General features: G+C 56.4%; 19 protein-coding genes, 9 pseudogenes and 1 other annotated feature. Of the genes and pseudogenes, 10 read left to right on the top strand and 18 right to left on the bottom strand.

The annotated features are described in order from the left end of the window. Positions 1–11 precede the first annotated feature (11 nt). The 6 genes from pheS to thrS form a co-directional block, all read right to left on the bottom strand. Complete coding sequence (gene pheS, locus SOPEG_RS12930) at positions 12–995, bottom strand: phenylalanine--tRNA ligase subunit alpha (protein ID WP_025245665.1); 984 nt, start codon at positions 993–995, stop codon at positions 12–14. A 72-nt stretch (positions 996–1,067) separates the two neighbouring features. Further along, positions 1,068–1,191, bottom strand: a sequence feature (Phe leader region). Continuing rightward, positions 1,121–1,186, bottom strand: coding sequence for a pheST operon leader peptide PheM (pheM, locus tag SOPEG_RS27580; RefSeq protein ID WP_148296353.1), 66 nt, complete (start codon positions 1,184–1,186; stop codon positions 1,121–1,123). (Overlaps the previous feature by 66 nt.) 92 nt (positions 1,192–1,283) lie before the next feature. Further along, positions 1,284–1,640, bottom strand: a complete 357-nt coding sequence (gene rplT / locus SOPEG_RS12935) for a 50S ribosomal protein L20 (RefSeq protein WP_025245666.1) — start codon at positions 1,638–1,640, stop codon at positions 1,284–1,286. A 43-nt stretch (positions 1,641–1,683) separates the two neighbouring features. Next, positions 1,684–1,881 (bottom strand): 50S ribosomal protein L35, encoded by a 198-nt coding sequence (rpmI, locus tag SOPEG_RS12940; protein WP_025245667.1) that lies wholly within the window; start codon positions 1,879–1,881, stop codon positions 1,684–1,686. Positions 1,882–1,953: 72 nt separating this feature from the next. Then, positions 1,954–2,496 (bottom strand): translation initiation factor IF-3, encoded by a 543-nt coding sequence (gene infC / locus SOPEG_RS24835; protein ID WP_071882016.1) that lies wholly within the window; start codon positions 2,494–2,496, stop codon positions 1,954–1,956. Positions 2,497–2,499: 3 nt separating this feature from the next. Beyond that, on the bottom strand, positions 2,500–4,428 hold the full coding sequence (gene thrS, locus SOPEG_RS12950) for a threonine--tRNA ligase (protein WP_025245669.1): 1,929 nt from the start codon (positions 4,426–4,428) through the stop codon (positions 2,500–2,502). A 457-nt stretch (positions 4,429–4,885) separates the two neighbouring features. Between thrS and SOPEG_RS26415 the strand changes: the two are divergent. Then, a pseudogene (locus SOPEG_RS26415) lies at positions 4,886–5,505 on the top strand (OBAP family protein). A gap of 224 nt (positions 5,506–5,729) precedes the next feature. Here SOPEG_RS26415 and SOPEG_RS12960 read toward each other — a convergent pair. Further along, positions 5,730–6,608 carry an SDR family oxidoreductase gene (locus tag SOPEG_RS12960; protein ID WP_025245672.1) on the bottom strand — a complete coding sequence of 293 codons (879 nt, stop codon included), beginning with the start codon at positions 6,606–6,608 and terminating at the stop codon, positions 5,730–5,732. A gap of 103 nt (positions 6,609–6,711) precedes the next feature. Here SOPEG_RS12960 and SOPEG_RS29620 point away from each other — a divergent pair. Beyond that, positions 6,712–7,515, top strand: a pseudogene (locus tag SOPEG_RS29620) (helix-turn-helix transcriptional regulator); the annotation flags it as partial. Positions 7,516–8,004: 489 nt separating this feature from the next. On the opposite strand, the pseudogene SOPEG_RS29625 reads toward SOPEG_RS29620, so the two are convergent. After that, a pseudogene (locus SOPEG_RS29625) lies at positions 8,005–9,000 on the bottom strand (filamentous hemagglutinin N-terminal domain-containing protein); the annotation flags it as partial. Positions 9,001–9,044: 44 nt separating this feature from the next. Then, complete coding sequence (locus tag SOPEG_RS12975) at positions 9,045–10,730, bottom strand: ShlB/FhaC/HecB family hemolysin secretion/activation protein (protein ID WP_025245674.1); 1,686 nt, start codon at positions 10,728–10,730, stop codon at positions 9,045–9,047. Between the two features lie 96 nt (positions 10,731–10,826). Here SOPEG_RS12975 and SOPEG_RS12980 point away from each other — a divergent pair, with 96 nt between their 5' ends. Together SOPEG_RS12980 and SOPEG_RS12990 are read left to right on the top strand one after the other, a co-directional pair. Then, positions 10,827–11,750: an IS5-like element ISSoEn1 family transposase gene (locus tag SOPEG_RS12980; RefSeq protein ID WP_025245675.1), complete on the top strand. Its 924-nt coding sequence runs from the start codon at positions 10,827–10,829 to the stop codon at positions 11,748–11,750. A gap of 1,437 nt (positions 11,751–13,187) precedes the next feature. Then, positions 13,188–14,060 carry a fructosamine kinase family protein gene (locus SOPEG_RS12990; RefSeq protein ID WP_025245678.1) on the top strand — a complete coding sequence of 291 codons (873 nt, stop codon included), beginning with the start codon at positions 13,188–13,190 and terminating at the stop codon, positions 14,058–14,060. On the opposite strand, the pseudogene SOPEG_RS12995 reads toward SOPEG_RS12990, so the two are convergent. Then, positions 14,057–14,605, bottom strand: a pseudogene (locus tag SOPEG_RS12995) (YniB family protein). The gene SOPEG_RS12990 and the pseudogene SOPEG_RS12995 sit on opposite strands and share 4 nt — an antisense overlap. 205 nt (positions 14,606–14,810) lie before the next feature. On the opposite strand from SOPEG_RS12995, the pseudogene hxpB reads away from it, so the two are divergent. Next, positions 14,811–15,438, top strand: a pseudogene (hxpB, locus tag SOPEG_RS13000) (hexitol phosphatase HxpB). A gap of 1 nt (position 15,439) precedes the next feature. Here the strand turns inward: hxpB and SOPEG_RS13005 are convergent. Further along, positions 15,440–15,781 carry a cupin domain-containing protein gene (locus SOPEG_RS13005; protein ID WP_025245680.1) on the bottom strand — a complete coding sequence of 114 codons (342 nt, stop codon included), beginning with the start codon at positions 15,779–15,781 and terminating at the stop codon, positions 15,440–15,442. A gap of 275 nt (positions 15,782–16,056) precedes the next feature. Here SOPEG_RS13005 and SOPEG_RS27585 point away from each other — a divergent pair. The 3 pseudogenes from SOPEG_RS27585 to istB all read left to right on the top strand — a co-directional run. Then, positions 16,057–16,158: pseudogene (locus tag SOPEG_RS27585) on the top strand (5-dehydro-4-deoxy-D-glucuronate isomerase); the annotation flags it as partial. 169 nt (positions 16,159–16,327) lie between these two features. Beyond that, positions 16,328–17,878: pseudogene (gene istA / locus SOPEG_RS23045) on the top strand (IS21-like element ISSoEn3 family transposase). 11 nt (positions 17,879–17,889) lie between these two features. Further along, positions 17,890–18,639: pseudogene (gene istB / locus SOPEG_RS13015) on the top strand (IS21-like element ISSoEn3 family helper ATPase IstB). A 103-nt stretch (positions 18,640–18,742) separates the two neighbouring features. Here the strand turns inward: istB and SOPEG_RS13020 are convergent. Further along, positions 18,743–19,951, bottom strand: a complete 1,209-nt coding sequence (locus SOPEG_RS13020) for an IS256-like element ISSoEn2 family transposase (RefSeq protein ID WP_025244030.1) — start codon at positions 19,949–19,951, stop codon at positions 18,743–18,745. After that, positions 19,861–20,160 carry a transposase gene (locus tag SOPEG_RS29630; protein WP_071882201.1) on the bottom strand — a complete coding sequence of 100 codons (300 nt, stop codon included), beginning with the start codon at positions 20,158–20,160 and terminating at the stop codon, positions 19,861–19,863. The genes SOPEG_RS13020 and SOPEG_RS29630 overlap by 91 nt, the downstream gene beginning before the upstream one ends. Positions 20,161–20,167: 7 nt before the next feature. Here SOPEG_RS29630 and SOPEG_RS29635 point away from each other — a divergent pair. After that, positions 20,168–20,335 (top strand): annotated as a pseudogene (locus SOPEG_RS29635) (phage integrase); the annotation flags it as partial. 156 nt (positions 20,336–20,491) lie between these two features. Here SOPEG_RS29635 and SOPEG_RS13030 read toward each other — a convergent pair. From SOPEG_RS13030 to SOPEG_RS13035, 3 genes are all read right to left on the bottom strand, one after another. Further along, on the bottom strand, positions 20,492–20,734 hold the full coding sequence (locus SOPEG_RS13030; RefSeq protein ID WP_236851472.1) for a DUF378 domain-containing protein: 243 nt from the start codon (positions 20,732–20,734) through the stop codon (positions 20,492–20,494). 318 nt (positions 20,735–21,052) lie between these two features. Beyond that, entirely contained in the window at positions 21,053–21,325 is a 273-nt protein-coding gene (locus SOPEG_RS30600) for a LysR substrate-binding domain-containing protein (protein ID WP_335333716.1), read from the bottom strand. After that, complete coding sequence (locus SOPEG_RS13035; protein WP_335333717.1) at positions 21,313–21,915, bottom strand: LysR family transcriptional regulator; 603 nt, start codon at positions 21,913–21,915, stop codon at positions 21,313–21,315. The genes SOPEG_RS30600 and SOPEG_RS13035 overlap by 13 nt, the downstream gene beginning before the upstream one ends. A 337-nt stretch (positions 21,916–22,252) precedes the next feature. Here SOPEG_RS13035 and SOPEG_RS13040 point away from each other — a divergent pair, with 337 nt between their 5' ends. Further along, complete coding sequence (locus SOPEG_RS13040) at positions 22,253–22,756, top strand: SDR family NAD(P)-dependent oxidoreductase (RefSeq protein ID WP_200867812.1); 504 nt, start codon at positions 22,253–22,255, stop codon at positions 22,754–22,756. Positions 22,757–23,004: 248 nt separating this feature from the next. Here the strand turns inward: SOPEG_RS13040 and pntB are convergent, their stop codons facing one another. After that, positions 23,005–24,393 (bottom strand): Re/Si-specific NAD(P)(+) transhydrogenase subunit beta, encoded by a 1,389-nt coding sequence (gene pntB, locus SOPEG_RS13045; RefSeq protein ID WP_025245683.1) that lies wholly within the window; start codon positions 24,391–24,393, stop codon positions 23,005–23,007. Positions 24,394–24,403: 10 nt separating this feature from the next. Beyond that, complete coding sequence (gene pntA, locus SOPEG_RS13050; protein WP_025245684.1) at positions 24,404–25,936, bottom strand: Re/Si-specific NAD(P)(+) transhydrogenase subunit alpha; 1,533 nt, start codon at positions 25,934–25,936, stop codon at positions 24,404–24,406. Positions 25,937–26,002 lie beyond the last annotated feature (66 nt).

Consider the following 26,002-nt stretch of genomic DNA (forward strand, 5'->3'; position numbering starts at 1 on the left):
TTATCCCGCCTTTATTTGAATTGTTTGAGGAAACGCAGATCGTTTTCGAAGAATGCGCGCAAATCCGTGACGCCGTAACGTAACATTGTCAACCGCTCCATGCCCATGCCGAAGGCGAAACCGGAATAAATTTCCGGGTCAATATCGACGTTGCGCAGCACATTCGGGTGGACCATGCCGCAGCCCAGCACTTCCAGCCAGCGGCCGTTTTTTCCCATGACATCCACTTCGGCGGAGGGTTCGGTAAACGGAAAATAAGACGGGCGGAAGCGCACCTGCAAATCTTCTTCAAAGAAATTACGCAGGAAATCATGCAATGTGCCCTTCAGGTTGGTGAAACTGATATCGGTGTCGATAATCAGCCCCTCCATCTGATGAAACATCGGCGTGTGGGTCTGGTCGTAATCGTTACGGTACACCCGCCCCGGCGCGATAATGCGGATCGGCGGCTGCTGCGCCTTCATGGTGCGGATCTGCACGCCGGAGGTCTGGGTACGCAATAACCGGGTGGCGTCGAACCAGAACGTATCATGATCGGCGCGCGCGGGATGGTGCGCGGGAATATTCAAGGTGTCGAAATTATGGTAGTCATCTTCGATTTCAGGGCCGGTGGCCACCGAAAAGCCCAGCTCACCGAAAAAATGCTCAATGCGCGCGATGGTGCGCGAGACCGGATGCAGCCCGCCGTTTTCCATGCGCCGCCCCGGCAGCGAAACATCTATTGTCTCGGCCGCCAGCCGCGTCTCCAGCGCCGACTGTTCCAGCGTGGTCTTGCGTTCGGCCAGCGCCTGCTGCACGTCCTGCTTGGCCTGGTTTATGACCGCACCCGCCACAGGCCGCGCGTCCGATGCCAGATCCCGCAGCGCCGTCATTTGTTGGGTAAAATGCCCTTTTTTGCCTAAATATTCGACGCGCACCAACTCTAATGCGTCCATATCCTGGGACTGTTCGATGGCGGCTTTGGCCTGCACAACCAACTCTGCAAGATGTGGCATTGCTTTCCTCTTCTTCCTGCCGTAGATGGCTTAACCGTAAAAATGAGCGAGGTCGCCGCCGTCTGGCCAGCAATAAAAAAAGCCTCCACTTCGGGAGGCTCTAGCGCTATTTTTCGTTTCTTGACTTACGCGCAAGCCCCCGGGAAACAGGTGCTAAAGTAAAAAAAGAAACGGAAAATAGCAGCATTCATGCTTGCATTACCTTGTTAACGTGAAGATGTCCATTCTGATACCGTTCGCCCTTAGGCGAAAAAAAGAGGGAGACCGGCTCTCTCTTCTTCAACCGGCTTACGCCAGGGCGCCTTTCGCTTTCTCGGCCAGAGCGGTGAAAGCCGCTTTGTCGAACACGGCGATATCCGCCAGGATTTTACGGTCGATCTCAATGGACGCTTTTTTCAGGCCATTGATAAACCGGCTGTAAGAAATACCGTTCTGACGGGCCGCGGCGTTGATACGCGCGATCCACAGCTGACGGAACTGACGTTTCTTCTGACGACGGTCACGGTAAGCGTACTGACCTGCTTTGATAACCGCCTGGAAGGCGACGCGGTAAACGCGCAAACGGGCACCGTAGTAACCTTTCGCTTGTTTCAAGATTTTTTTGTGACGTGCACGTGCTACCACACCACGTTTTACGCGAGCCATATGCTCTCTCCTAAAGTCTTATTCAAACCAGTTAAAATGACGCTTACGCGTACGGCAGGCAACGCACGACCAAACCCAGATCTCCTTTGGAAACCATGGATTTCGGCCGCAGGTGACGCTTACGCTTAGTGAATTTTTTGGTCAGAATATGACGCAGGTTAGCATGCTTGCGCTTGAAACCGCCCGAAGCCGTTTTCTTAAAGCGCTTTGCGGCACCGCGTACTGTCTTGATTTTTGGCATGAGTTTATCTCTACTCCGCATTGTTAATAATATGAATCAGCGAGGCGAAGGCGACGCCTTACTTGTCAGGCCTTACTGTTTCTTCTTGGGTGCGAGCACCATGATCATCTGGCGGCCTTCAATTTTGGAGGGGAAAGATTCCACTACCGCCAGTTCACTCAGATCGTCACGAACGCGGTTAAGCACTTCGATGCCGATCTGTTGGTGCGCCATTTCACGTCCGCGGAACCGCAGGGTGATTTTGGCTTTATCGCCGTCTTCCAGAAAGCGAACCAGGTTGCGTAGTTTTACCTGATAGTCGCCTTCATCGGTACCAGGCCGGAATTTGATTTCCTTAACCTGAATAACTTTCTGCTTCTTCTTCTGTTCTTTGGTGGATTTGCTCTTCTCATAGAGGAACTTGCCGTAATCCATGATGCGGCAAACCGGCGGCTCGGCATTGGGGCTGATTTCGACTAAATCAACGCCCGCTTCCTCAGCTTTTTCAAGCGCTTCATTCAGGCTGACAATACCAATCTGCTCGCCGTCGATACCCGTCAGACGAACCTCTGCGGCGCGGATTTCTCGGTTAATACGATTGGGACGCGCCGGTTGAACTCGTTTTCCGCCTTTAATACTTTATTCCTCCAGTTGATGAAGATTACGGCTGCGGATTTCGTGCTGCAGCTTTGCAATAATCTCGTTAACGTCGATGCTGCCCAGGTCTTTACCGCGGCGTGTACGCACAGCAACCTTGCCTGCTTCCATCTCTTTATCTCCGCAGACCAGCATGTAAGGGACTCGACGCAAAGTATGTTCGCGGATTTTAAAGCCTATTTTTTCATTTCTCAAGTCTGCTTTCACCCGAATACCTGCCGCCGACAGTTTTTCCGTCAGTTTTGCGACATATTCCGACTGATTATCGGTAATGTTCATCATGACGACCTGCGTTGGCGCCAGCCAGGTCGGGTAGAAACCCGCATACTCTTCCGTCAGGATGCCAATGAACCGTTCCATTGACCCCAGAATAGCGCGGTGAATCATGACCGGCACCACCCGTTCGTTATTTTCCCCCACATAGGAGGCGTTCAAACGACCGGGCAGCGAAAAGTCCAACTGCACCGTACCACATTGCCAGGCACGATCCAGGCAATCGAGAAGCGTAAATTCAATTTTAGGACCATAAAAAGCCCCCTCGCCCGGCTGGTATTCAAAGGCAATACCATTTTCCGTAAGCGCGACGGCCAAATCCTGCTCCGCTCGGTCCCAGACATCATCGCTGCCGATGCGCTTTTCCGGACGGGTGGACAGTTTGACCAGGATTTTCTCAAAGCCAAACGTCGCGTACACATTATACACCATTTTGATGCAATTGTTTACTTCATCACGTACCTGGTCTTCAGTACAGAAGATATGGGCATCGTCTTGGGTAAAGCCGCGCACTCGCATCAGACCGTGCAGCGAACCGGATGGCTCATTGCGGTGGCAGCTGCCGAACTCCGCCATGCGCAGCGGCAGATCGCGGTAAGACTTCAGCCCCTGATTGAAAATCTGCACGTGCCCCGGGCAGTTCATCGGTTTAATGCAGTATTCCCGGTTTTCCGACGAGGTGGTAAACATATGCTCGGCGTAATTGTCCCAGTGGCCGGTCTTTTCCCACAGCACGCGGTCCATCATGAACGGCCCTTTCACTTCCTGATACTGATAGGCTTTCAGCTTCATCCGAACGAAAGCTTCCAGCTCGCGGAAAAGGGTCCAGCCATCGTTGTGCCAGAACACCATACCCGGCGCTTCTTCCTGCATATGATAGAGGTCAAGCTGCTTGCCGATCTTACGGTGATCGCGCTTCGCCGCCTCTTCCAGATGCTGCAAATAGGTATTAAGCTGTTTTTTATCGCCCCAGGCGGTACCGTAAATGCGCTGCAGCATTTTGTTTTTGCTGTCGCCGCGCCAGTAAGCCCCGGAGATTTTTTGCAATGTGAAGTGGTGGCAAAAACGCATATTGGGCACGTGCGGACCGCGGCACATGTCCACATATTCTTCATGATGATACAGCCCTGGACGATCGTCGCGGCTGATATTTTCGTCGAGGATAGCCACTTTATAATCCTCGCCCCGAGCGACAAACGCATCGCGCGCCTGCTGCCAGCTGACTTTTTCCTTGATAACGTCGTAATCTTTTTCGGCCAGTTCGTGCATCCGCTTTTCCAACCGGTCGAGATCGTCCTGGGTCAGGGTATGATCGAGATCGACATCATAATAAAAGCCTTTATCGATGACCGGGCCGATGGCCATTTTAGTATTCGGCCACAGTTGCTTGATGGCGTGCCCCAGTAAATGCGCGCAGGAGTGGCGGATTATTTCCAGCCCCGCCTCATCTTTGGCGGTAATGATGGCAAGCTGGGCATCGTGCTCAATGACGTCGACCGCATACACCAGTTCCCCGTTAACGCGGCCGGCAATGCAGGCTTTGGCCAAGCCGGGACCGATATCGCGCGCAACATCAAGGGGAGAAACGGGATGTGCAAACTGACGCTGACTACCATCAGGAAGAGTTATAACGGGCATGCGGGTTTCCTTAATTAGCAGTGGTGATCCATACGCAAGATCACTTACAAACAGAACAAATATTAAATTTCAAAGGATTTAACATGCTATTTCGCTACACATTGCGAAATATGTACACGAGGAGGAACACAAACCTATTGGCACTCCTGCATTACATGTCAACCGGCAGGATTTTAACATCCCCACAGGAAAAAATCCTCTTTATTCAGCGCATCCGACGCGGGGAATCCCCTTTTTGTCATCCTGCGCATCATTGCACCGGCGGGATAATCAGCAGACGCGTGCGAAGATGCAGAGCATAAAAGGGTTGTCTCCTATGGGGAGTCGGTCTGGGTCTCCCAGCCCGGTAGGACATTACCCTCTGAAGGCAAACCGCCCGCGCGTCGTCTAACGTTATGTTACCGCGCTACCCAACCCCGCCGCCGCGCTATTACAATCGCGTCCCCCCGTCGATGCCATGAGCGCCTAGCTGGATGGTTTTCATTTTTACAATGGCGACAAGAATGGGCAAAGGGAAGCGCACCATTACGTCACCGTCTTGCATGAGGAAGCAATGCAGGCCGTAATTTATGATGGCAATACGCGCGATGCCAGATTGATGGGCGTAGAATACCTCATCAGCGAAAGACTTTTTCAGCCATTGCCCTTGGAAGAGAAAGAACTTTGGCTCAGCCCCCCGTACGAAGTTAAGTCCGGCACGCTTATTGCGCCAGGCTTACCGGCCCCGGCAGAGAAAGGGGTAATGGCGAAGATAGTCAACACCTATGGCATACCTGGCATACCGATCGGAATAACACGCTGCCGCTGAGTATTCCGGCCCTTATGATGGTCTTCACCGCCGACGGTCAATGGGATCCTCAGTTGCTTGCTGATCGCGATCGCCGTTTTGGCGTCGACACGAAAAAAATCCGCCAGCAACGCCGCGCTATCATCGCTCACCCCGTACAGGCGGGGGCGAACGCCTGGGAAAGCGGGCAGACCATCCAGTTGCAACGGGTCAACAGCGGGGGGAAAACGGTGCGAGGAACGAGCAATTTTTCGGCGTCGGAACAGACCCGTGACGGAAAATTTCGTTAAGACGTCGAGCGCCTGGTAAGCCCCCGGGGTGTGACGTGTCCTGCCCCAAGACAGAACGCCTATTCAGCCGGGGGGCGCCAACGGCATTCATCAGCCGCAGGCTGCTCTCTGAGGGGGCGGCAGGCCATCACCTTCCCGCTGATGCTGGCGGCGCCAGCATCGAAAATACGCGCCGCGCAATGCCGAATACCAGAGGGCGATCCCCTGGCGGTTGCGCCGCGATGTTAGCGAGCGAAATAGTCGCCTTGGCGCAAATCCGATAACAGATCCGGCCAGCAGGGCGTCCAACCTAGCCCCGCCCGCGTGTGCACACTGGACGCCGGCATATCCGCGCCGAGAAAATTGGCTAGCCAACCAAAATGCTCGCGCTCCCGTGACTCGACCGGCAGGCCCAACTGCTCGCCAATCACGCCGGCAATGTCCTTGCAACAAATGCTTTCATCGGCAACCGCGTGATAAATAGGCTCAGGGTGCGCTTGCTCCAACGCCAACCGATACAGGCGCGCGGCATCCGAACAGTGTACGCTGGCCCAGCGGTTTTGCCCGTCCCCCAGATAGGCGGACACGCCTTTTTCGCGCGCCAGAGCAATCATGGCGGCAATAAAACCGTGATCGCCGCTGCCATGAACCGAGGCGGCCAGCCGCACGATGCAGGCCCACACGCCCTGCGCCGTCAACGCATTCGCGGCGGCCTCGGATTGACGCGGATAGCCGAGCTCCGCAGGCGCAACGTCCTGTTCCGTAGCGACCCGTCCCGGCGCGATATGGGCTAATCCCGCGGTCACCAGCAGCGGGCGCGGGGTCCCTTTCAGCACGCTGCCGAGGGTCTCAATCGCGATGCGGTCCTGCTGTGCACTTTGGGCAAAACGGGAAAAATCGTGATTAAATGCGGTATGGACGACCGCATCGGCCTCTGACGCGGCGCGGCGCAGCAGGTCAAGATCGTCAAGCGCGCCGTGTAGCGCAGCGGCACCGCTGGCCGTCAGCGCCGCCGCTTTATCGCTGGATCGCACCAGCCCTGTCACCTGATGCCCAAAATGGATCAATTCTGCCACGACCGCCGAGCCGACCCAGCCGGTGGCGCCTGTCACAAATACTTTCATGGGTTATCTCCCGCTTTCACTGTCGAACAGGCATTGTAGCCAGCCGCGATATCCTGTTAAAGTAGTGTCTTTATACGGGTATAATCACTAACAGGGAGCTACCATGCCCCAGGGCAATGTGCTTGGCGCCTATCTACGCCAACGGCGCACCAAACTCGATCCCGGCGCTTTCGGTTATGACGGCCGGCGGCGGACCCAAGGATTGCGGCGCGAAGAAGTCGCCCAGCTCGCCCATATCAGCGCAACCTGGTACACCTGGCTGGAGTAGGGGCGCGGCGGAAAACCGTCCGCAGCGGTGTTGGATCGGTTAGCACAAGCGCTGATGTTGACGGAAGCCGAGCGTGAGCATCTGTTTTTACTCGGCCTCGGCCGCCTGCCCGAGGTGCGCTACCGCGCCTGCGATACCATTACGCCGCGTTTGCAGCGCGTACTGGATGTCTTTACCGATACCCCGGCCATCGTGCGCACCGCCACCTGGGACGTTATCGCCTGGAATCGCGCCGCCGCCGCGGTGTTCACCGATTACGGCCAGCTTGCGCCCACCGAGCGCAATGTTCTGCGTCTGATGTTTTGCGAGCCGCGTATGCGCGCGGTACAGGGGGATTGGCAATCCGTGGCCCGGCTGGTCGTGGCCTCTTTTCGTCGCGACGCGGCCCGAGCCGGCGCGGACGCCGAGGTAGAGCGGCTGGTGACGGAGCTGAGTCAGGCCAGTCCTGAGTTCACCGCGATGTGGCGCGATGAGGACGTGCAGACCGACGGTAACGGCGTTAAACACTTGCGCCATCCGCAATTGGGGGCCATTACCCTGGAATTTTCGTCCTTTGCCGTGGACGCCAGGCCGGACCTGAGCTTGATTGTCTTTAATCCCGTGTCGGAAACCGACCGGCAGCGCATCGCGGCCATTATCCCCCAACACCGCGCACCGATTTCGCTGCTTCGTTCGCCGTGGCGGCGTTTGCGACCTTTGCGGCGGATGATCCCCCTCCTCCTGCGGCGCATCGCCGTGATGACGATTGAGAGTATGCGGGCGATCGGCGTCAATGATGATGCCCAGGGACGTCCCGCCCAGCCTGCCGCCAAAATTGGCAAGCGATGAGGTCGGCAGGACCAGCGTCGGGTCGGAGATAAACCTGCCGTCAGTGTTGGTAAGCGCAGCGCCGCTGAGAATGCCGGTATTCACGCTGTGAATGTTACTCAAGCGCTGTCCCTGGGTATCGATATGGAGATCGTTATTGGCCTGTAATTGGCCCCCGGCGTTATCGATTGCGCGGCTTTGGATGCGTCCTTCCGCCGCGGTGGCGGTAATACGGCCGGCGGTATTGGTGATCTCGCCGGCGTAAATCAGCAGGTTGCCGCCGCTCAAAATGCCCGCGTTGCGGCTGTAGGCGTTATTCAATTGCTGGCCGTGGGTATCCAGTTGCAGGTGATCGCCGGATTGCAGACGGCCGCCCGCGTTCAACAGTGCGCCGCTGTTAACGCGGCATTCGCCCACGGCGCTGATAAGTCCCGCCCCATTGTCAATATCGCCGGCGCCCATTTCCCCGGCGTTACGTACACCCACGCCTTTTTCGGTACCCAACATGACGATTTTCTGGGCATACATCCCCCCCCCCCCCAGCGCCGCTACGTCCAGCGCATAGGGCGGTTGTTCGCTCCCCACTTCGGCGAAAATGCCCGTCACGCCGCCGCGGGTGTCCACCCGATTACGTCCTGTCACCAGGGTAAGCGACGAGCCGTGCAGTTGGGCGTTGACCGCCACCGCGCGCGCAATAAGCTGCGTGTAGTCGGTATTGGCCGTATTCATTCCTCGACCGGTGACCTCAATCTGGCCGTCGTCAACCTGATAGCCTTTCAACTGACCATCCTCGCTAATGGGTCGGCCGGTGGTCAGCGTGCTTACGCGGGCATTAATAAAGCCGCAGCCGTTGCAACTGATACCCGCAGGATTGGCGAGGATCACGTCGGCGGGCTGGCCCGCGACTTCAATATACCCATTCAGTCGGCTGGGGTGCGGCTGGGTGACCTCGTTGATAATCAGCGTCGCTTCCCGCGTCAATAACGGGTTAGCCGCCACGCCGTCGGCCAGTTCGGTTTGGCTTGCCGTCGTCGCGTTGTTAAGAATGACGCCAGGCGCCGCGACATCAAACTGCGGATAGTGATTGTATGAAATCCCGTTACCGTTAGGTGGCCGGATATTGACCACCGGTAACCCATTGGCCATGGTAAGCACCTCGGGACGATGATCCTCGGGGGCGCCGACGTCGGCGATGATGCCGCCGTGAAGCGGCGGCCCTACCAGCAGGCAGGCCAGGCCGAATAATCGGCCGAGCAGAAACCGACCGGGTGCGGGTTCTGGGTTCCTTAAAAAGGTCAGTACGTTTTTGCATAGCAGATGTTGTCCCGATTAAACGCCCCGTTCACGGGGCGACAGATCGCTTAATAGTGCCAGGTCAGGCTAAAGCCCAGGAAGACGGACGCTGCGCCTGTGGTCGATGTCGCCAGCGGCAGTTCGTCGGAAACGTCGTAGCTCAGCTTGGCCCGGGACAGATGGCCACGGACCCCCAAGGCCGCACCGGCGAGGCGCCGCCAGCGCGCTTTGCCCCTGCCACCGCCTCCGTCGCGCACCTCGCCGTAACCCGCAGACAGATAGACCTCTTGTTGCGGTATCGCGGTGCGCCAGGCCAGCGTGGGGTGCAGCATCCATCCGCGGCTGGCGGTAAGAGGCATACCGGCGTCAACGCCGCGCAGCGCCCAACGACCGTCGACGGCGAACGCGTCCTGAACGGCCTGCGGCACCGCGCTGGCCTGATAGCGGTAGCGGACGGAGAAGGTAAATGTCTGACGGGCCAGGGTAAACGCGCGTTGCACCCAGGCGTCCAGCGTCAGCGTATCCTCTCCGGCGGCGAAGTCGGTCTCTTCGCCGCCGAGGCGTCGTGTCATTTCCTGGCCGGTTGAGCGCGCGCCGAACCAGCGGGTGCCGCGCCGATAATTAACGGCGACCTCCAACGCGGCGGGGTGAAGATAACGGCGATGGGATATCCCCAGCCGCCAGGTGCCGGTACGGCGCGTTTGCGAGTGCAGGGTCACCTGATTGAGTCGATGGTGGCTTTGACTGAGAAGTCCACCGCCTGACACGGTCGTTTTGGCGGTGCGGTTGCGGTGCAGCACCCAGGCTAATTGCAAATCCAAGTTGCGCTGATGGCCGGCATAGCAATAATGCCGGCGTTGGCAGGTGACCCTTTGCTGGGAGCGGCTGTCGCTGGCGCCAATCCCCAGGAGCCAATAGCCCATTGGAACCGAGTAGTGCCCGGTGATATTGCCTACCTGCCGCCGGCCCCCGATGCCGAGGGTGCGGCTGACGGCAAGGGACAGGCGATCGCTCAGCGCGGCAGGGTTGTCCAGCGCCAGCATAAGCCCGGAGCGATAGCGGCCGTCGTGGTGGGCGGCGCCATTATCAAGCCAGCCGACCAGTTGCCAAAAACGGTTTTGTCGGCGGGCGATAACAATATCGCTCTCCCCCGGCGCCGGGCCCGGACGCAGCGCTACGCTGGCCGTAACCGAGCTCAAGCGCTGCAGATTATCTAAAGCCTGTTCAATCGCGCGCAGATCGAGCACGTTTCCACGTCCCCCCGGCAGCGCCGTATTCAGGTTCACGCCATAGGTGTTACCCGGCGCCGATACCACCTGCCGTACCCGACCGGGCACAATGCGTAACGTCAACTCGCCCTGGCGCAAATCCTGCGGCGATGCCACGATCCGCGTGGTCACCCAGCCATGTTCGATGAGCCTGTTTTGCAACAGCGTCATTAACCGCGCGATGCGCCGCGCGTTCAGACACTGGCCGAGCGCCTGATTCGCCAGGCGCTGCAACGGCACCCAAGACGGCAGAGCCTCGCGCCCGTCCAGCGTCACGCGCCGCAAAACAACACAGGGGGCGTCGGGCATCGTCGGGCGATCGACGACGGGGCACGCCTCCGTTTGCGGGCGGGTCGGCGAAGAGAGAAACGGTTGATGCTGCGCCTGCGGTACCAGTGAAGAATCCAACGAGGGTCGAGCGAGGGGTGAAGCCTGGATATCGTACGAGGTCATGGCGGCCAATTTTACCAGCCAGTGCAGCAGCATGACCCTTTTCTGCTTTCCTTGGGCTTTGTTGAATAAATCGAACTTTTAGGTGACTGGCGGCTCTGATCACTACATTCGTTTCAACATCAGGTCCCCATGGCAAAGCAAAAGTTTAAAATTACCAACTGGCCCGCATATAACAATGCGCTCAGGCAGCGGGGGGACCTGACAGTATGGCTTGATGAGTCAGCCATTGCTGCATGGACTGAGAGTACACCACCTGAACATCGTGGCCGGCCGCTTCACTACACCGATATGGCCATTACCACGGTTCTGATGATAAACCGCGTGTTTAACCTTTCGCTCCGGGCGTTACAGGGTTTCGTTGACGCGATTTTTAAACTGATGGGGTTGTCGCTGCGCTGCCCAGATTACTCTCTGGTCAGTCGGCGAGCAAAAACCGTCGACATCAGCATAAAAACGCCAACCCGCGGCGAAATCTCACACCTGGTCATCGATGGCACCGGCCTGAAAGTCTTCGGCGAAGGCGAATGGAAAGTCAGGCAGCATGGGGCTGAGAGGCGCAGAGTATGGCGCAAGCTTCATCTGGCAGTAGATAGCGTGACACATGAAATTATCTGTGCCGATTTATCGCTAAGCGGTACGACAGATGCGCAGGCGCTGCCCGGGCTGATTAACCAAACCCACCGGAAAATCAGGGAAGCGTCGGCTGACAGTGCTTACGATACGCGTTACTGTCATGATGCTCTGCTGAGGAAAAAAATAAAGCCGCTTATCCCACCGCGAAGTGGTGCGCAATATTGGCCAGCTCGATACCATGAGCGTAACCATGCGGTGGCAAATCAGCATCTGAGCGGCAATAACGATACCTGGAAAAAGAAAGTAGGTTATCACCGGCGTTCACTGGCTGAAACGGCCATGTTCCGGTTTAAAACACTTCTGGGTGGTCATCTGAGTCTGCATGACTATGACGCGCAGGTAGATGAGGCAATGGCAATGGTTAAAGCACTTAACCGGATCACACTGTTAGGAATGCCAAACAGCGTCCGCATCATGTAACAATCGCCCTGATAGGGAGGAAGTCGTCACAAATTTCGGATTTATTCAACAAAGCGCTTTCCTTGTATAGAAGATCTCCCTTTCGTTCACGCGCCATAAAGGCGGCACGGACGCGTGGCGTCGCCTGGCGAGACGACTCACGACAGGTCCAGCCGTCCCAAGGGCCTGAGCAGGCTGAAAAGGAGAGCACCATATCACCCTGCACGTCACGCACTGGTAATACCTGTTAGCCTGTCACGGGGAGAAGGGGCGTCAGGGATGAGATTGAGGCGTTACCGGCGCCGCGACGCCCAGACGGTCTCGCCACCGCGCGCGCCGACACGCCTTTGCGCCAATGCCGGGCTGGACGGGGCTTTTAGCGCTGCACAACGTCTGGTCTAGGCTTCGAGCAAGGCCTCAGCGAAAAGTTAAATAAGAGGGTTTGAAATTAATTTGTATGTCAAGTAAAAATATTTTGTCGTATGCCTAAAACAACAAACCCGCCGAAGCGGGTTTGCATGAAATTGGTTACTGCCGGCGAGGGAATCAGAGCATTGCGCTGATAACCGCAACCCAAAATGCCATACTAATCAGCATGATACTTGGCAGCGTCCATTTGTAGAAGTCTTCCATAATTACCTCACATTAGGTTTGCATCTTTAAGAATAATCTTACACCTATTTCACTTCAAAGAATAGGGTCTAGATCCCCATTTGCGTCTTATTTCGATGTTAATTTCTAACTTGCATCACATTTTTGGTGTCGGAAACGGCTGATGTCATCTTTTCTTCACCAAAACAGGCTGCATTTTACCGATGCGCACCGTTTTCAATCGTTAAAATAAGACTAGAACACCTTGCTATTTCATGATTTGACCTGGCTCATGCTTTTGAGCCTTGATTGCGCTGATGATTTTATTTCTGCCGTCAAAAAGTAAAAAAAATGTCACTTGCGCCAGATTTGCACAACTATGGGGCAGATTCGGGGCGGATGCACAACGGCATACCGAGGGACGACAGCGGCGAACGCGAACGGTAATCCGCTGGGTTAAAGCGATGCCGCCCTTCCCCTGCCCGCCGACGCAGGACGACCGCGGCCTGCCTTTCTGCTGCATCAATGACGGCCCGCGCCCGTCGCCCGAGTGGAACGCGGCCAACCGAGCACGTTAAAGCGCAGTAAGCGCCTGCCGGCCATCGGGGCGAGCGCGCGTGCTGCAGAACAATAAACAGTTGACATTGAACAATTTTACAACAACACTCATTCCTACGTTCCGCTTAAGGCCGGCGGTACGCCGGGCGACGCCCGCCCGCATCATTTCTGCTTTTCCAGATTGCGTCCGCGCTAACCCACCTGCGCAGGCATTATGTATACGGCGCCAATCTGAGCACGGCAGTCAGACAGTTGTCATCACAGCGATCCAAACCTTAAACGGCACCATGACTTTAGGGGGAAATGACAATGTGGCACGCCATAAGCACTCTGCTGGCAGAAACCCTGGACGAAAATGAAATTTTGCAACGGCGGGAATTACCCGGCGGCGAGCTGCATACCGCCTGGTATCTCCGATACGGCCCTCATCACATTTTTGTCAAAAGCGACGGTCATGAACTGCTGCAAAAGTTTGCCGATGAAGCGGACCAGCTCGCCTTGTTGGCGCGCAGCAAGACCGTGCGCGTGCCTCAGGTCTACGGCGTCGGCAGCGCGCGGGAGAGTAGCTTTTTGCTGTTGGGGTACCTGCCGCCACGCCCTTTTGACGCCCACGGCGCCTGGCGCTTCTGGCAACAGCTAGCCCGTTTGCATCAATGGAGCGAGCAGCCGCAATTCGGCTTGGATTTTGACAACGATCTTTCCACCCTGCCGCAGCCGAACGCCTGGCAGCGCCGCTGGTCGCGCTTTTTCGCCGAGCAGCGCATCGGCTGGCAATTACAGTTGGCGGCGGAAAAGGGGCTGGTGTTTGGCGATATTGATACGCTTATTGATAGGGTCGAACAGCGGCTGCACGACCACCAGCCGCAACCGTCTCTTTTACACGGCGACCTTTGGCCGGATAATTGCGCCAACAGCGACCAAGGCGGTTTTCTTTTCGATCCCGCCAGCTACTGGGGCGATCGTGAATGTGATTTGGCCACATTGCCGCTGTTTAGCCAAATGCCGCCGCAAATTTATGACGGCTACCAGAGCGTCTGGCCGCTGGACAAAGATTTCGTGCGCCGCCAGCCGGTCTATCAGCTTTATTACCGGCTGAAAGACGCCATTTTATTTGGGGGAGAGCACGTTCCGGCGGCGGCCGCCGCGCTCGACAGCGTGCTCGCCGCCGGTGCCGGCGATTAAAGCATCCCCAAAAGTTTGAAGGCGAAATACCCCGCCACCACAATAATCACCGGCAGGATGTACAGCGGGAAAAATTGCAGCAAAATGGTATGCCGCGGCATGACGATACGCTGTTCCAGCTGGGCGCGGCTAATGCCGCTGTCGCCGCGCGCCTGTTCCAGCACCATTTGATCCTCCACGCCTTCGCGCACGTGCTTCACCTGCCGCGACATGCGCGCGCCCGACGCCTGCAGCGCCAATCCGACAAACACCAGAATATAAATAAACCAAAACAGCATGTTCGGGCTGGCAAAAAAACCGCGGCTAAAATCCGGTTACGGGGAATTATGCCAAAAGGCGTTCAGAAAAGGGGTATTGAAGCGCATCATATCGGTAATGACATGAAAAAAGTCGCTTACTACCGCATTAATGCCTTGATTCGGACCGCTATGTTGCTCGATAAACTTCAATACCGAAATAAAGGTCGAAATCACTGCCGGTATACAGATAACCCATCCGGCAATCCGCTTAACAACCGCCAGGCGGCCGGCTTGCTGATACGTCATGTGTTCCCCTTGATTAAACGACGCAGGTCCGATTGGCTTAAGTTTATCTATAATTTACTTTTTTTGCTTTACTGTTTTCTTAAAAAGCCCTTTATGCTGTCGCTATTGCCCGCGCCGTGATTCCGGCGCGCGCGCCGCCCGTTCATTACAGGAAAGGTTTCGTTATGGCACCCCCCCCCCCAAGCAACAAGCGGTTATCTTTGACATGGATGGCCTGATTATTGACTCCGAACCGCTGTGGCACCAAGCGGAGCTGGCGGTATTCGCCGAATTGGGCAAAGCGAGTTCCCTCGCCGCAACCCTGCCCGACACGCTGGGATTACGGATTAATGAGGTGGTGGATCTCTGGTATCAAGATTCGCCCTGGCAAGGACCGTCGCGGCGCGAGGTTAGCGGGCGCATTATTGAACGTGCTTTGGGCATGATCGAGCAGCAGCGGCCCTTGCTGCCTGGCGTACGGCAGGCCCTGACGCTGGCGACGGATTGCGGGTTGAAAATCGGTCTGGCGTCGGCCTCGCCGCTGTTTATGCTGGAACGCGTGTTGGACATGTTTGCGCTGCGCCATTATTTCCATTTCATCGCTTCTGCGGAGCAGTTGCCCTACAGCAAGCCGCACCCGGAAGTGTATTTGCGCGCCGCCGCCGGCCTGGACGTCGAGCCGATGCGCTGTTCCACCCTGGAAGATTCTTTTAACGGTATGATTGCCACCCGAGCGGCGCGCATGCGCTCGATAGTCGTGCCCGGATGCCGGGCTGCGCGACGACCCGCGCTGGTGTCTGGCACAAGTGCGGCTGCCGTCGCTGCTGGCCCTGGAAGCGGCACATCTCCTCTGATTCACAGTGCGGGCAGGAAATCGTTGCGCTTCGGGCTAAACGTGTCGATAAGCACGCTGTTGTCATCCAGAGCGACCACGCCGTGCACCTGTCCTTTCACCGCGCGATAGGCGTCGCCGGCGACGAGAATGCGCGCTTCGCCATCGATGGTGACCTCAAAGCGCCCCGACGCCACATAAGCAATCTGATCGTGGATCTCGTGCTTGTGCGGCGTCCCCACCGCGCCTTGGGCGAAATGCACGCAGGCCATCATCAATTCATCACTCCAGGTCATCACCTTGCGCTTAATGCCCTCGCCCAGCGTTTCCCAAGGGGTTTCCTCATCCAGATAGAAGGTTTTCATAGCACGCCTCATCGTTGTCCTGCGCCGCGGGCGCAAAGGGTATGGCGGCAATGGTAACCCGAACCCGCCGCGTTCCCCTAATCGATCCGCAAAAATGCTTCGACGTCCTAAAAAAATAAAACATTGCTTCAATATTATTAATATGGCTTACCTGCAGTTTTATGATGAAAACCCAATCGCGGCACAGAGATACCACGCAGCGACCACCGTTTGCGCTTTCTGCCACCGCGCTTACCGGGCCTATGCCCGCAGATTGCCACGAGAGAGGCTTCACCATGCAGGTTCGTCAAAGCATTCATAGCGACCACGCCAAACATCTGGATACCGAGGGGCTGCGCCGCGAGTTCCTTATCGAGAATATTTTTGTCGCCGACCAGTTGCTGGTTCCGGTCACATCCGATCACTGATTCCGATTTCACCCAATCACTAATTCTGATTTCATCCGATCACTGATTCCGGTCGCCCGATCAGCGATTCCGATTCTGTCCGATCGCTCATCTTCTGTTCCGCCATACTCTGGAGACTTTTAGCTTCCTGGGGCATGGCATGGCACGTAAAAAGAAGAAAGCGAGAACGGAAATGTGCATCTATATTAATGTGTTACGTATGAAATTCGAGCAGCGTCGCTCGAATCGCACTATCGCAGCAGCGCTCGGCATAGGCTGTACTACCGTGCACGATATCCTCGGCCGATTCACGGTAGCTAACCTGGTCTGGCCATTGCCGGCGGAACTGTCCCCCGTCGACCTCGACCGCCTGCTCTATCCCGGCAAATCCGGAAAAGTTATCAATACCTTACCCAGCTGGCTTGATATCGATACCGAGTTAAGCCGCAAGGGCATGACCAAGCAGCTGCTCTGGATGGAATATCAGTCCGCCGTGGGCGGTGATGCCCTCGGTTACTCACAGTTTTGTGCACTGTACCGTGACTGGAAAAAGAAGCAGAGGCGTTCCATGCGCATGGAGCACAAGGCTGGCGAAAAGCTCTTCATCGACTTCTGTGGCCCCACCGTACCTATCGTCAACCCTGCGACCGGTAGCGTACGCCAGGTCGCTATCTTCGTCGCTGCCATGGGCGTGTCAGGCTATGCGTATATCGAAGCCTGCGAAGGCCAGGACATGGCATCGTGGCTCAACGCCAATAGCCGCTGCCTGCACTTCATGGGTGGGGTTCCGGAGCTGATGATACCTGATAATCTGCGCAGCGCTGTCAGCACCCCTGACCGCTATGAGCCGGTCATAAACCAGAGCTACCAGGCGCTGGCAAATCACTATGAGACAGTGGTGCTACCGGCGCGCCCGAGAAAACCGAAAGACAAGGCGAAGGCAGAATCAACTGTGCAGCTGGTAGAACGCTGGGTTTTGGCCCGATTGCGTAAACGTAGGTTCTACTCGCTGGCCGAACTCAACCAGGTGATACGAGAACTCAATCATGAGTTGAATCTGCGCCCGATGCGTCATTACGGCGGACAAAGTCGCCTTGAACGCTTCGAGCAGCTGGACAAACCGGCTCTTGGGCCTCTACCGCCCACACAATGGGAATACAGTGAAGTATCTCGTTGCCCGAGTGGGACCTGATTACCACATAGACTACGGCAAAAACTGGTACTCGGTGCCTCATCCGCTGGTTGGCGAGCGCGTTGACGTCATCGCCACCCAACGGCTGGTGCAAATCCACCATAAGGGCGTCTGCGTGGCTACGCACCCTCGCAGCGATAACGCCTATAGGCACACGACTCAGGCGGCGCACATGCCGGCTAACCATAAGGGGCAGAGTCAGGTGGACGCCGGAAAGGCTGTGCAGTTGGGCGCTGTCGGTGGGTGTGTGCACACTGAAAGTGGTCGAGTCCATCCAAAAGAGCAAAGCCCATCCGGAGCAGGCTTACCGCTCCGTGCTGAGGCTACTCAATCTGCAACGGCGCTATGAGACGACGCGACTGGAGAAGGCCTGCGCGCTGGCGTTGGAGAAAGGGTGCATTAACCGCTCTTTCAGCCAACGTATTGAAACACGGTCGTGAAAGTGAGGTCACCCAGGACGGAGCCGGCGTATCAATGCTGGTTCACGAAAACCTCCGAGGTCCGGACAGTTATCACTAAGGAGAATAAATATGGATACACTGTTAATGGCTCTGCGAGAGCTGAAGTTGTCGGCAATGGTCCAAGCGTTGGAGACGCAACGCGAACTTCCGGGGAGTTATGGGGAGCTGGGGTTCGAGGAGCGGTTGTCGCTGATGGTAGAAGCGGAAAATTTGCATAAAAAAAACAACCACATATGCCGTCTTCGACGGCAATCGTAAATGCGCTTGCAGGCAAAACCGGAAGATATCCGCTATATCCCTAGCCTAGGAGTGACACCGGAACAGATGCGAGATCTGCTAGGGGGACAATATCTGAAATATCAGAAAAGCATACTCATCACGGGGCCGACAGGTACGGGCAAAACCTGGCTCAGTTGTGCGCTTGGTGAGCAGGCATGCCGGCAGCAATATAGCGTGCGTTACTGGCGAGTGGGTCGGTTGCTGGCCCATCTTCACCAGTGTCAGGTAGACGGGACCTATCTAAAACAGCTTAAGCAGTTAGAAAAAATAGAGTTATTGATCTTGGACGACGTGGGCCTAGAATCAATAAGTCCGATGCAGGCAACGATGCTGTTGGAGATGATGGAAGATCGCTACGACAAAAGCAGCAGCATCCTGATCAGTCAACTGCCGGTAAAAAAATGGTATGGACTGATAGAAAACCCCACGACAGCTGACACGTTACTCGATCGGTTAGTACACCCCAGCTATAGACTGGAACTTAAAGGCGAATCACTACGCAAAGAGCAAGGAGTAGCCAGCACAGGAAAAATAGGCTAAACCCGAGTCAGAAGATGGGCGAACACGTGATCGAATATCACTGGAATGGGTGATCGGAGACCCTGTACAGACCCTGTACACGATTCTGTGTAAATGCCTTTTCTCAGAAGTGACCGTCCAGGCGGTCACCGAACTCGATAATAAAGCGGCTCATTGCCATGCGCCAGTCCCTCAAAGGCATTGTCCATTTCTGTGAGGCCGCCTGTATCGCCAGCCACACCACCTTTTTCACTGCGTCGTCGGTCGGGAACACCTTGCGCTTTTTGATGGCATGCCGGATCACGCTGTTTAACGACTCGATGGCGTTGGTCGTGTAGATCACCTTGCGGATGTCCGTTGGGTAGGCAAAGAACGTGGCCAGATTGGCCCAGTTTGCCTGCCAGCTTCGACTTATTTGCGGGTAGCGGATGTCCCAGGCACTGGAGAACGCTTCCAGCGCCTGCAAGCCGGCTTCTTCCGTAGGGGCCTGATAGATAGCTTTCAGGTCGCGGGTGACGGCCTTGTAGTCCTTCCAGGAGACGAACCGCAGGCTGTTGCGCACCATATGTACGATACACAGCTGGAGCCGCGCCTCCGGATACACCGCGTTAATAGCGTCAGGGAAACCTTTCAGCCCGTCTACGCAGGCGATAAGGATATCGTTCAGGCCGCGGTTTTTCAGCTCTGTCAGCACGTTCAGCCAGAACTTTGCGCCTTCATTTTCGGCCAGCCACATACCTAGCAACTCTTTCTGGCCTTCGATGTTGATGCCCAGCGCCAGGAACACAGATTTGTTGATGATGCGGCTGTCCTGCCGGACTTTTAGAACGATACAGTCAAGATAAACAATGGGATAGACTGCATCCAGAGGCCGGTTTTGCCATTCGACAACCTGCTCCATGACCGCATCGGTGACCTTTGAGACCAGCGCCGGCGAGACATCGGCGTCATACAGCTCTTTGAACGCGGCGGCGATCTCGCGGGTGGTCATCCCTTTGGCGTACAACGATAAAATCTGGTTATCCATCCCGGTAATCCGGGTCTGGTTCTTCTTCACCAGTTGCGGTTCAAAGGAACCGTCACGATCGCGCGGAGTACGCAGCGCCAGCGGGCCATCGCCAGTGGTAACGGTTTTTGTGGAATAGCCGTTGCGGGCGTTGGTCCCCGGTTTAGGCTGATTTTTATCGTAGCCGAGGTGATGGGTCATTTCGGCATTGAGAGCTGCTTCGACGCTGATTTTTTTCAGCAGCCGATCGAAGTGACTGAGATCTTCAGGGGTTTTGAGATTTTTGGCCAGTTCGTTAGCCAGAGCCTGCAACTGTTTTTCGTCCATAAATTAACCTGTTTTTGATGTTGGATTGAACATATCAAAATCAGGCAAATACACAAATTTCTAAACAGGCTCTCCAGGCGGTCACCGAACTCGATAATAAAGCGGCTCATTGCCATGCGCCAGTCCCTCAAAGGCATTGTCCATTTCTGTGAGGCTGCCTGTATCGCCAGCCACACCACCTTTTTCACTGCGTCGTCGGTCGGGAACACCTTGCGCTTTTTGATGAATGGAGGCAGTATTATTACACTTCAGCGCATCATGGGACATGCCAACATCATGCAGACCACGGTCTACGCGCACTTCGCGCCGGACTTCTTACGGGATGCCATATCTCATAATCCCTTGGCCAAAAGGGTCCATATTCTGTCCATCGATATGGCTTAAATAAGCCTGAATCGCCCCTTGGTTGATGATTAACTTATTGAAAAATAAATAAAGCTAAAATCCATCGAGGGGCGAAAAAAGCGCCGGAAGTGCCTTGTGTGGCGATGCCGCAGTCATTCCCCTGCCAGCCTGCCCTCGGGCATATTCTCTGATGTCTTATACGCTCCGGTGCCATACTGCTATTTTGGGCAATAGCGACAAACAGTACAATGCGCACAGGCCGACAATCACATAGACAATGCGCGCAACCATCGCTTCCTGCCCGCCAAAAACGGTTGCCACCAGATCAAAGCGAAATAGCCCAACCAATAGCCAATTCACGCCACCGACAATGAGCAAAATTAACGCAATGGTGGTTAATGCTTTCATAATCACTCCCCTTATTGAAATATTGGGCATTATTGCCTCATGAGTCCCGCTTGATACCGGCCGGATGAAAAACCGGCGGCATAGAGAACCCGAAAATACGCTAATAAACTGTAGTGCTTATTTCCGATAAGGGAGGAGTAAATTTTATTTTGCCGGCCGTTTGCAGGAAATTATACTTTTATCGCCGGTTATGATGCCGAACCCTGCTCGGTCAACGGCGGGGGATTGCGTTGCGCACTGACGTAGGTAGGAGGGAAGCGAGGCCGCAAGCGTTGGCGGCCCTTGATTGAGCGCCCCGCTAAGCGGCCGATTTGCGGCTGACACCTCTGCCTTTAAGGACGACGTTATTTACCGGTCAGGAAATGACGCAACGGCATCCTTTGTAGATTGAATAAAATCAATAAACGCGCGCAGCGGCGGCGGGACCAGCCTGTGGCCGGAATAATAAAGATAAGGCCCGGAAAAGGTGTGCCACCAGGGTTGCAGCACAGGTTCAAGTTCGCCGCTGTCAATCGCGGGGCGCAGCCAGGTTTCAAATAGATAGATGACCCCCAGCCCGGCGACCGCCGAGGCGACGCCGAGATCGGTTGCGGTGCCGACACTGTAGATCAATAGTGCCATATTTCCAGATTTCCCCCGCCGAACCGGCTGCGCAAACATTCCATTTTCATCAAATCCTGGGGATGACGAGGGCGGCCGTGCCGGTCAAGGTAGGCCGGCGGCGACGCCGTGGCGAAACGTTGTTGGCGCGGTCCCACGGGGACGGCAATCATATCCTGCTCAAGCCAATCGTCATAATGGATCCCCGCATCGCACCCCGCGGACAGGAAATCGACAATGCCGCTTTCCGCCATCACCTCAACCTTGATGTCTGGATAGCGTTTGAGAAAAGGCGCAAGAAGTTGAGGCAGCACCAAGCGGGAGACATTAACCGGTACGGTAAGACGCAGCGTACCCGCGGGCCGATTGCTCGATGAGGTGGCGGTTTCCAGCGCCTGCGCGAGTTCAGCGAAAGCGGGACCAATGCGCTCCAGCAGCTGTTTCCCTTTTTCCGTCGGCAATATGCTGCGCGTCGTGCGGTGAAGCAGGCGTACGCCCAAGTAGCTTTCGAGCCGCCGCACCGCATCGCTGAGGCCGGAGGGACTGACGTGCAACGCGCGCGCCGCCTGACGAAAGCCGCCGGCCTGCGCTACGGCGGCAAACGCTTTCAAATCGCTCAGCCTGTCCGTTGCCCTTTTTGTCACTTTTCGCTCCCCTGGCGCCGTTGCCAGCCATTAAACGTAGGTGGCGCCTCTCACCTGCGCGAGACGCACAGCGCAGAATGCCCAAGCGCTTAATACCGTTCTTTCCGCGCTTGCCCTTCGCGCTGAGTGTACGTAAAAACGAACACTCTGTACACCGGCGGTAGGATACCGCCCACTTTGGTGCCACGCTACAATGCCGGGCAGTGACGGGGAAATGCCAAACGGCCGGCCGCTGCCGTTCGCCGGCCCGCCGCCGACGAGGCGACGCATTCCGCAACGGTTCCCTATAAACAGGAGAGAAAACATGCAAAGCCTGACACCTTTAGCGCTGGTCACTGGCGCCTCTTCGGGCATCGGCCTTTCCTTTGCCCGCCGGCTGGCCGCCCGGGGGGACCCCATGATTGTCGTGGGACGCCGCCAACAACGTTTGGACGCACTGGCTGCCGAATTTCCCGCCGTCAACATCCGCCCGGTCGTAGCAGATCTGGCTTCCGCGGCCGGTATTGCCACCGTGGCCGAATTATGCCGACGGGAGCCTTTGACATTGCTTATCAACAATGCCGGCGTGGCCCATTATATGCCCTTCACGACGCTGCCGCCGGAGAAAGCGAGCGAATTACTTCAGGTGAAGTGTATCGCGCCCACCCTGCTGGCGCATGTCGCCGCCCTTTCCCATCTAGTGTCCATGTCATTGGCACTGCACGAAGAGCTGGGCTCCGCCGGCCTGCGCGTCCAGGCGCTTTGTCCCGGCATCGTCGCCACCGAATTTCATGAACGTCAGGGGATGGATTTGAGCGCATTAGCGTGAATGAGTGCGGATAATGTGGTCACCGCCAGCCTGCGCGCCCTTGATTTGGGGGAAGTGCTCTGTGCGCCGGGGGTTGAGAACGCCACACTACTGGCGAATGTATTCAAGGCCAACCTGGCGGCCTTTGGAGCCCAGTCGCCGTAGCTGGCGGCACGCTACCGATAAGCGTTACCCATTACAGCCGGCAGCGCGTCAACCTACAGGCCGGCCACCGAAAGAAATACGGGGCCGGCCGGCTGGGCTAACGATTAAAGCGCGCGCAAAATCGCTTCTACGCCCTGCTTGGCATCGCCAAACAGCATTTGCGTATTGTCTTTGAAGAACAGCGGATTTTGTACTCCGGCGTAGCCGGTATTCATCGAACGCTTAAAGACCACGACGTTGTGCGCTTTCCACACCTCCAACACCGGCATTCCCGCGATGGGACTGCGCGGATCGTCTTGCGCCGCCGGGTTGACGGTATCGTTGGCGCCGATGACCAACACGGTATCGGTGGCGCTGAAATCATCATTGATTTCATCCATCTCCAACACGATATCGTAAGGCACCTTCGCCTCCGCCAACAGTACATTCATATGGCCCGGCAAGCGCCCCGCCACCGGATGGATGCCAAAACGCACATTGACGCCGCGCTGCCGCAGCTTGGCGGTGATATCGTGTACCGGATATTGCGCCTGCGCCACCGCCATGCCGTAGCCGGGAGTGATGATGACCGAGCTGGAATTTTTCAGCAATTCGGCCACCTCTTCCGCCGTGGTTTCACGATATTCCCCCATTTCGGCTTCGGGATCGCCGGCGCTGCTGTCGTTACCAAACCCGCCGGCGATGACGCTGATAAAGGAGCGGTTCATCGCTTTACACATGATGTAGGAGAGGATGGCACCGGACGATCCCACCAGCGCGCCGGTGACGATCAGCAGATCGTTGCTCAGCATGAAACCCGCCGCCGCCGCCGCCCAGCCGGAATAGGAGTTAAGCATGGAAACCACTACCGGCATATCGGCGCCACCAATGGAGGCGACCAGGTGCCAGCCGAACGCCAGGGCGATGAGTGTCATCAACAACAGCGCCAGCACCTGCAGGCCGATATTGTCGCTGTGCACGAAAAGTATCAGCAGTAAAAACGAAATCACCAGCGCCGCGAGGTTCATTTGATGGCGCCGCGGCAACATCAGCGGACGGGATGAGATTTTCCCGTGCAGCTTGCCAAACGCCACGATCGAGCCGGTGAAGGTCACCGCACCGATAAAGATCCCCAGGAAAACCTCGGTTAAATGGATATTCTCCATGACCGCATTAGTAATTGCGTCGTGCTCCAGATAACTATTAAAGCCGACCAATACCGCCGCCAAGCCGACGAAGCTGTGCAAAATCGCTACCAGCTCCGGCATCTCGGTCATTTCTACCTTGCGCGCCAAATACACCCCAATGGCGCCGCCGATGACCATGGCAACAATGATCCAGCCGACATTGCCGGCATGGGGTCCCAACACCGTCGCGATGAGCGCGATAGCCATCCCGGTAATGCCAAACAGGTTACCCTGTCGCGATGTTTCGTGTTTAGATAGCCCCGCCAGGCTACAAATAAATAAAATGGCGGCGACGATATAAGCCACTGTGACGAGTCCTTCAGACATGGTTCACCCCTTAATTTTTACGAAACATTTTCAGCATGCGCTGAGTGACGGTGAAACCACCAAAGATATTGATGCTGGCAATCAGCACGGCAATAAACGACAGGAAAGAGACCCATCCGCCATCGCCGATTTGTAATAACGCGCCAACGACAATAATGCCTGAAATTGCATTGGTGACCGACATTAACGGGGTGTGCAGCGCATGGCTGACATTCCAGACGACGTAATAGCCCACGACGCATGCCAGGGCAAACACCGTAAAGTGCGATAAGAAATCGCGCGGGGCCGCATTCGCCAGGGCGCCAAATAACACGATAGCCACGGCGATAAGCCCATATTTACGCAGCGGCGACGCCGGCCGGGGCGGCGCTGCGGGCGTTGCCGCCGGGGCAGCCTGCGCCGGCTTCGGCTGAGCGGACACGGTGATAGGCGGGGCCGGCCAGGTTAATTCGCCGTCACGGATAACAGTAACGCCGCGGATAACGACGTCGTCAAAATCCACCACAATATCGCCATTCTTCTCTTTACAGAGCAGTTTTAACAGGTTTATCAAATTAGTGGCGTACAGCTGGGAGGACTGGGTGGGCAACCGGCTGGGCAAATCGGTATAGCCGATAATTCGCACGCCGTTATCGGTCACCGTCACCTGGTCCGCCACGGTCAGCTCACAGTTGCCGCCGGTTTGCGCCGCCAGATCGACAATAACGCTGCCCGGGTTCATGCTGGCGACCATCTCTTTGGTGATAAGACGGGGGGCCGGCTTGCCCGGAATCAATGCGGTGGTGACGATAATATCGACATCTTGCGCCTGCGCGGCGAACAGCGCCATTTCGGCTTTGATAAAGGCGTCAGACATTACCTTGGCGTAACCATCGGAACCGCCCGCATCCTCTTTAAACTCCAGCTCGAGGAACTCTGCGCCCATACTTTGCACCTGTTCTTTCACCTCGGGACGAGTATCGAAAGCGCGAACCACGGCGCCGAGGCTGCCGGCGGTGCCGATGGCGGCCAGCCCTGCGACGCCGGCGCCGATCACCATCACTTTCGCCGGCGGCACTTTACCCGCCGCGGTAATCTGGCCGGTAAAGAAGCGGCCGAATTCATGGGCGGCCTCAACGATGGCGCGGTAGCCGGCAATATTGGCCATCGAGCTCAGGGCATCTAGCGACTGCGCACGCGAAATACGCGGCACAGCGTCCATCGCCATGACGGTGACGTTTTTGGCGCGCAGGGCCGTCAGCAGGTCGGCATTTTGCACCGGCCAAATAAAACTTATCAACGTCGTGCCGCTTTTCAGCAGGGCAATTTCATCCTCAGTCGGCGCATTGACTTTAAGAATGATATCGGACTGCCAAACTTCAGAGGTATTTGTCAACGTCGCACCCGCCGCAACAAACGCGGCATCCTCGAAACTCGCCAATGTACCGGCGCCGTTTTCCACCGCGACACTAAAACCCAGCTTAAGCAATTGCTCGACGGTTTTAGGCGTGGCGGCGACCCGGGCTTCGTTGGCAACGCGTTCTTTTGGTACACTAATACGCATAGCTTTCCCTTATTATTCAGTTCTTTTGTAAATGACAGGTTGCCGGGGCCGGAACGCGCGGCATCA

Origin of the sequence: Candidatus Sodalis pierantonius str. SOPE (genome assembly GCF_000517405.1) — a bacterium.
GTDB lineage: Bacteria > Pseudomonadota > Gammaproteobacteria > Enterobacterales > Enterobacteriaceae > Sodalis_C > Sodalis_C pierantonii.

Bases quoted from the DNA above. Each gene is read 5' to 3' on its own strand.
- pheS (WP_025245665.1), bottom strand. From the start codon at position 995: ATGCCACATCTTGCAGAGTTGGTTGTGCAGGCCAAAGCCGCCATCGAA.
- rplT (WP_025245666.1), bottom strand. From the start codon at position 1,640: ATGGCTCGCGTAAAACGTGGTGTGGTAGCACGTGCACGTCACAAAAAA.
- rpmI (WP_025245667.1), bottom strand. From the start codon at position 1,881: ATGCCAAAAATCAAGACAGTACGCGGTGCCGCAAAGCGCTTTAAGAAA.
- thrS (WP_025245669.1), bottom strand. From the start codon at position 4,428: ATGCCCGTTATAACTCTTCCTGATGGTAGTCAGCGTCAGTTTGCACAT.
- SOPEG_RS12960 (WP_025245672.1), bottom strand. From the start codon at position 6,608: ATGAAAGTATTTGTGACAGGCGCCACCGGCTGGGTCGGCTCGGCGGTC.
- SOPEG_RS12975 (WP_025245674.1), bottom strand. From the start codon at position 10,730: ATGCTGCTGCACTGGCTGGTAAAATTGGCCGCCATGACCTCGTACGAT.
- SOPEG_RS12980 (WP_025245675.1), top strand. From the start codon at position 10,827: ATGGCAAAGCAAAAGTTTAAAATTACCAACTGGCCCGCATATAACAAT.
- SOPEG_RS12990 (WP_025245678.1), top strand. From the start codon at position 13,188: ATGTGGCACGCCATAAGCACTCTGCTGGCAGAAACCCTGGACGAAAAT.
- SOPEG_RS13005 (WP_025245680.1), bottom strand. From the start codon at position 15,781: ATGAAAACCTTCTATCTGGATGAGGAAACCCCTTGGGAAACGCTGGGC.
- SOPEG_RS13020 (WP_025244030.1), bottom strand. From the start codon at position 19,951: ATGGACGAAAAACAGTTGCAGGCTCTGGCTAACGAACTGGCCAAAAAT.
- SOPEG_RS13030 (WP_236851472.1), bottom strand. From the start codon at position 20,734: ATGCCCAATATTTCAATAAGGGGAGTGATTATGAAAGCATTAACCACC.
- SOPEG_RS30600 (WP_335333716.1), bottom strand. From the start codon at position 21,325: ATGGCACTATTGATCTACAGTGTCGGCACCGCAACCGATCTCGGCGTC.
- SOPEG_RS13040 (WP_200867812.1), top strand. From the start codon at position 22,253: ATGCAAAGCCTGACACCTTTAGCGCTGGTCACTGGCGCCTCTTCGGGC.
- pntB (WP_025245683.1), bottom strand. From the start codon at position 24,393: ATGTCTGAAGGACTCGTCACAGTGGCTTATATCGTCGCCGCCATTTTA.
- pntA (WP_025245684.1), bottom strand. From the start codon at position 25,936: ATGCGTATTAGTGTACCAAAAGAACGCGTTGCCAACGAAGCCCGGGTC.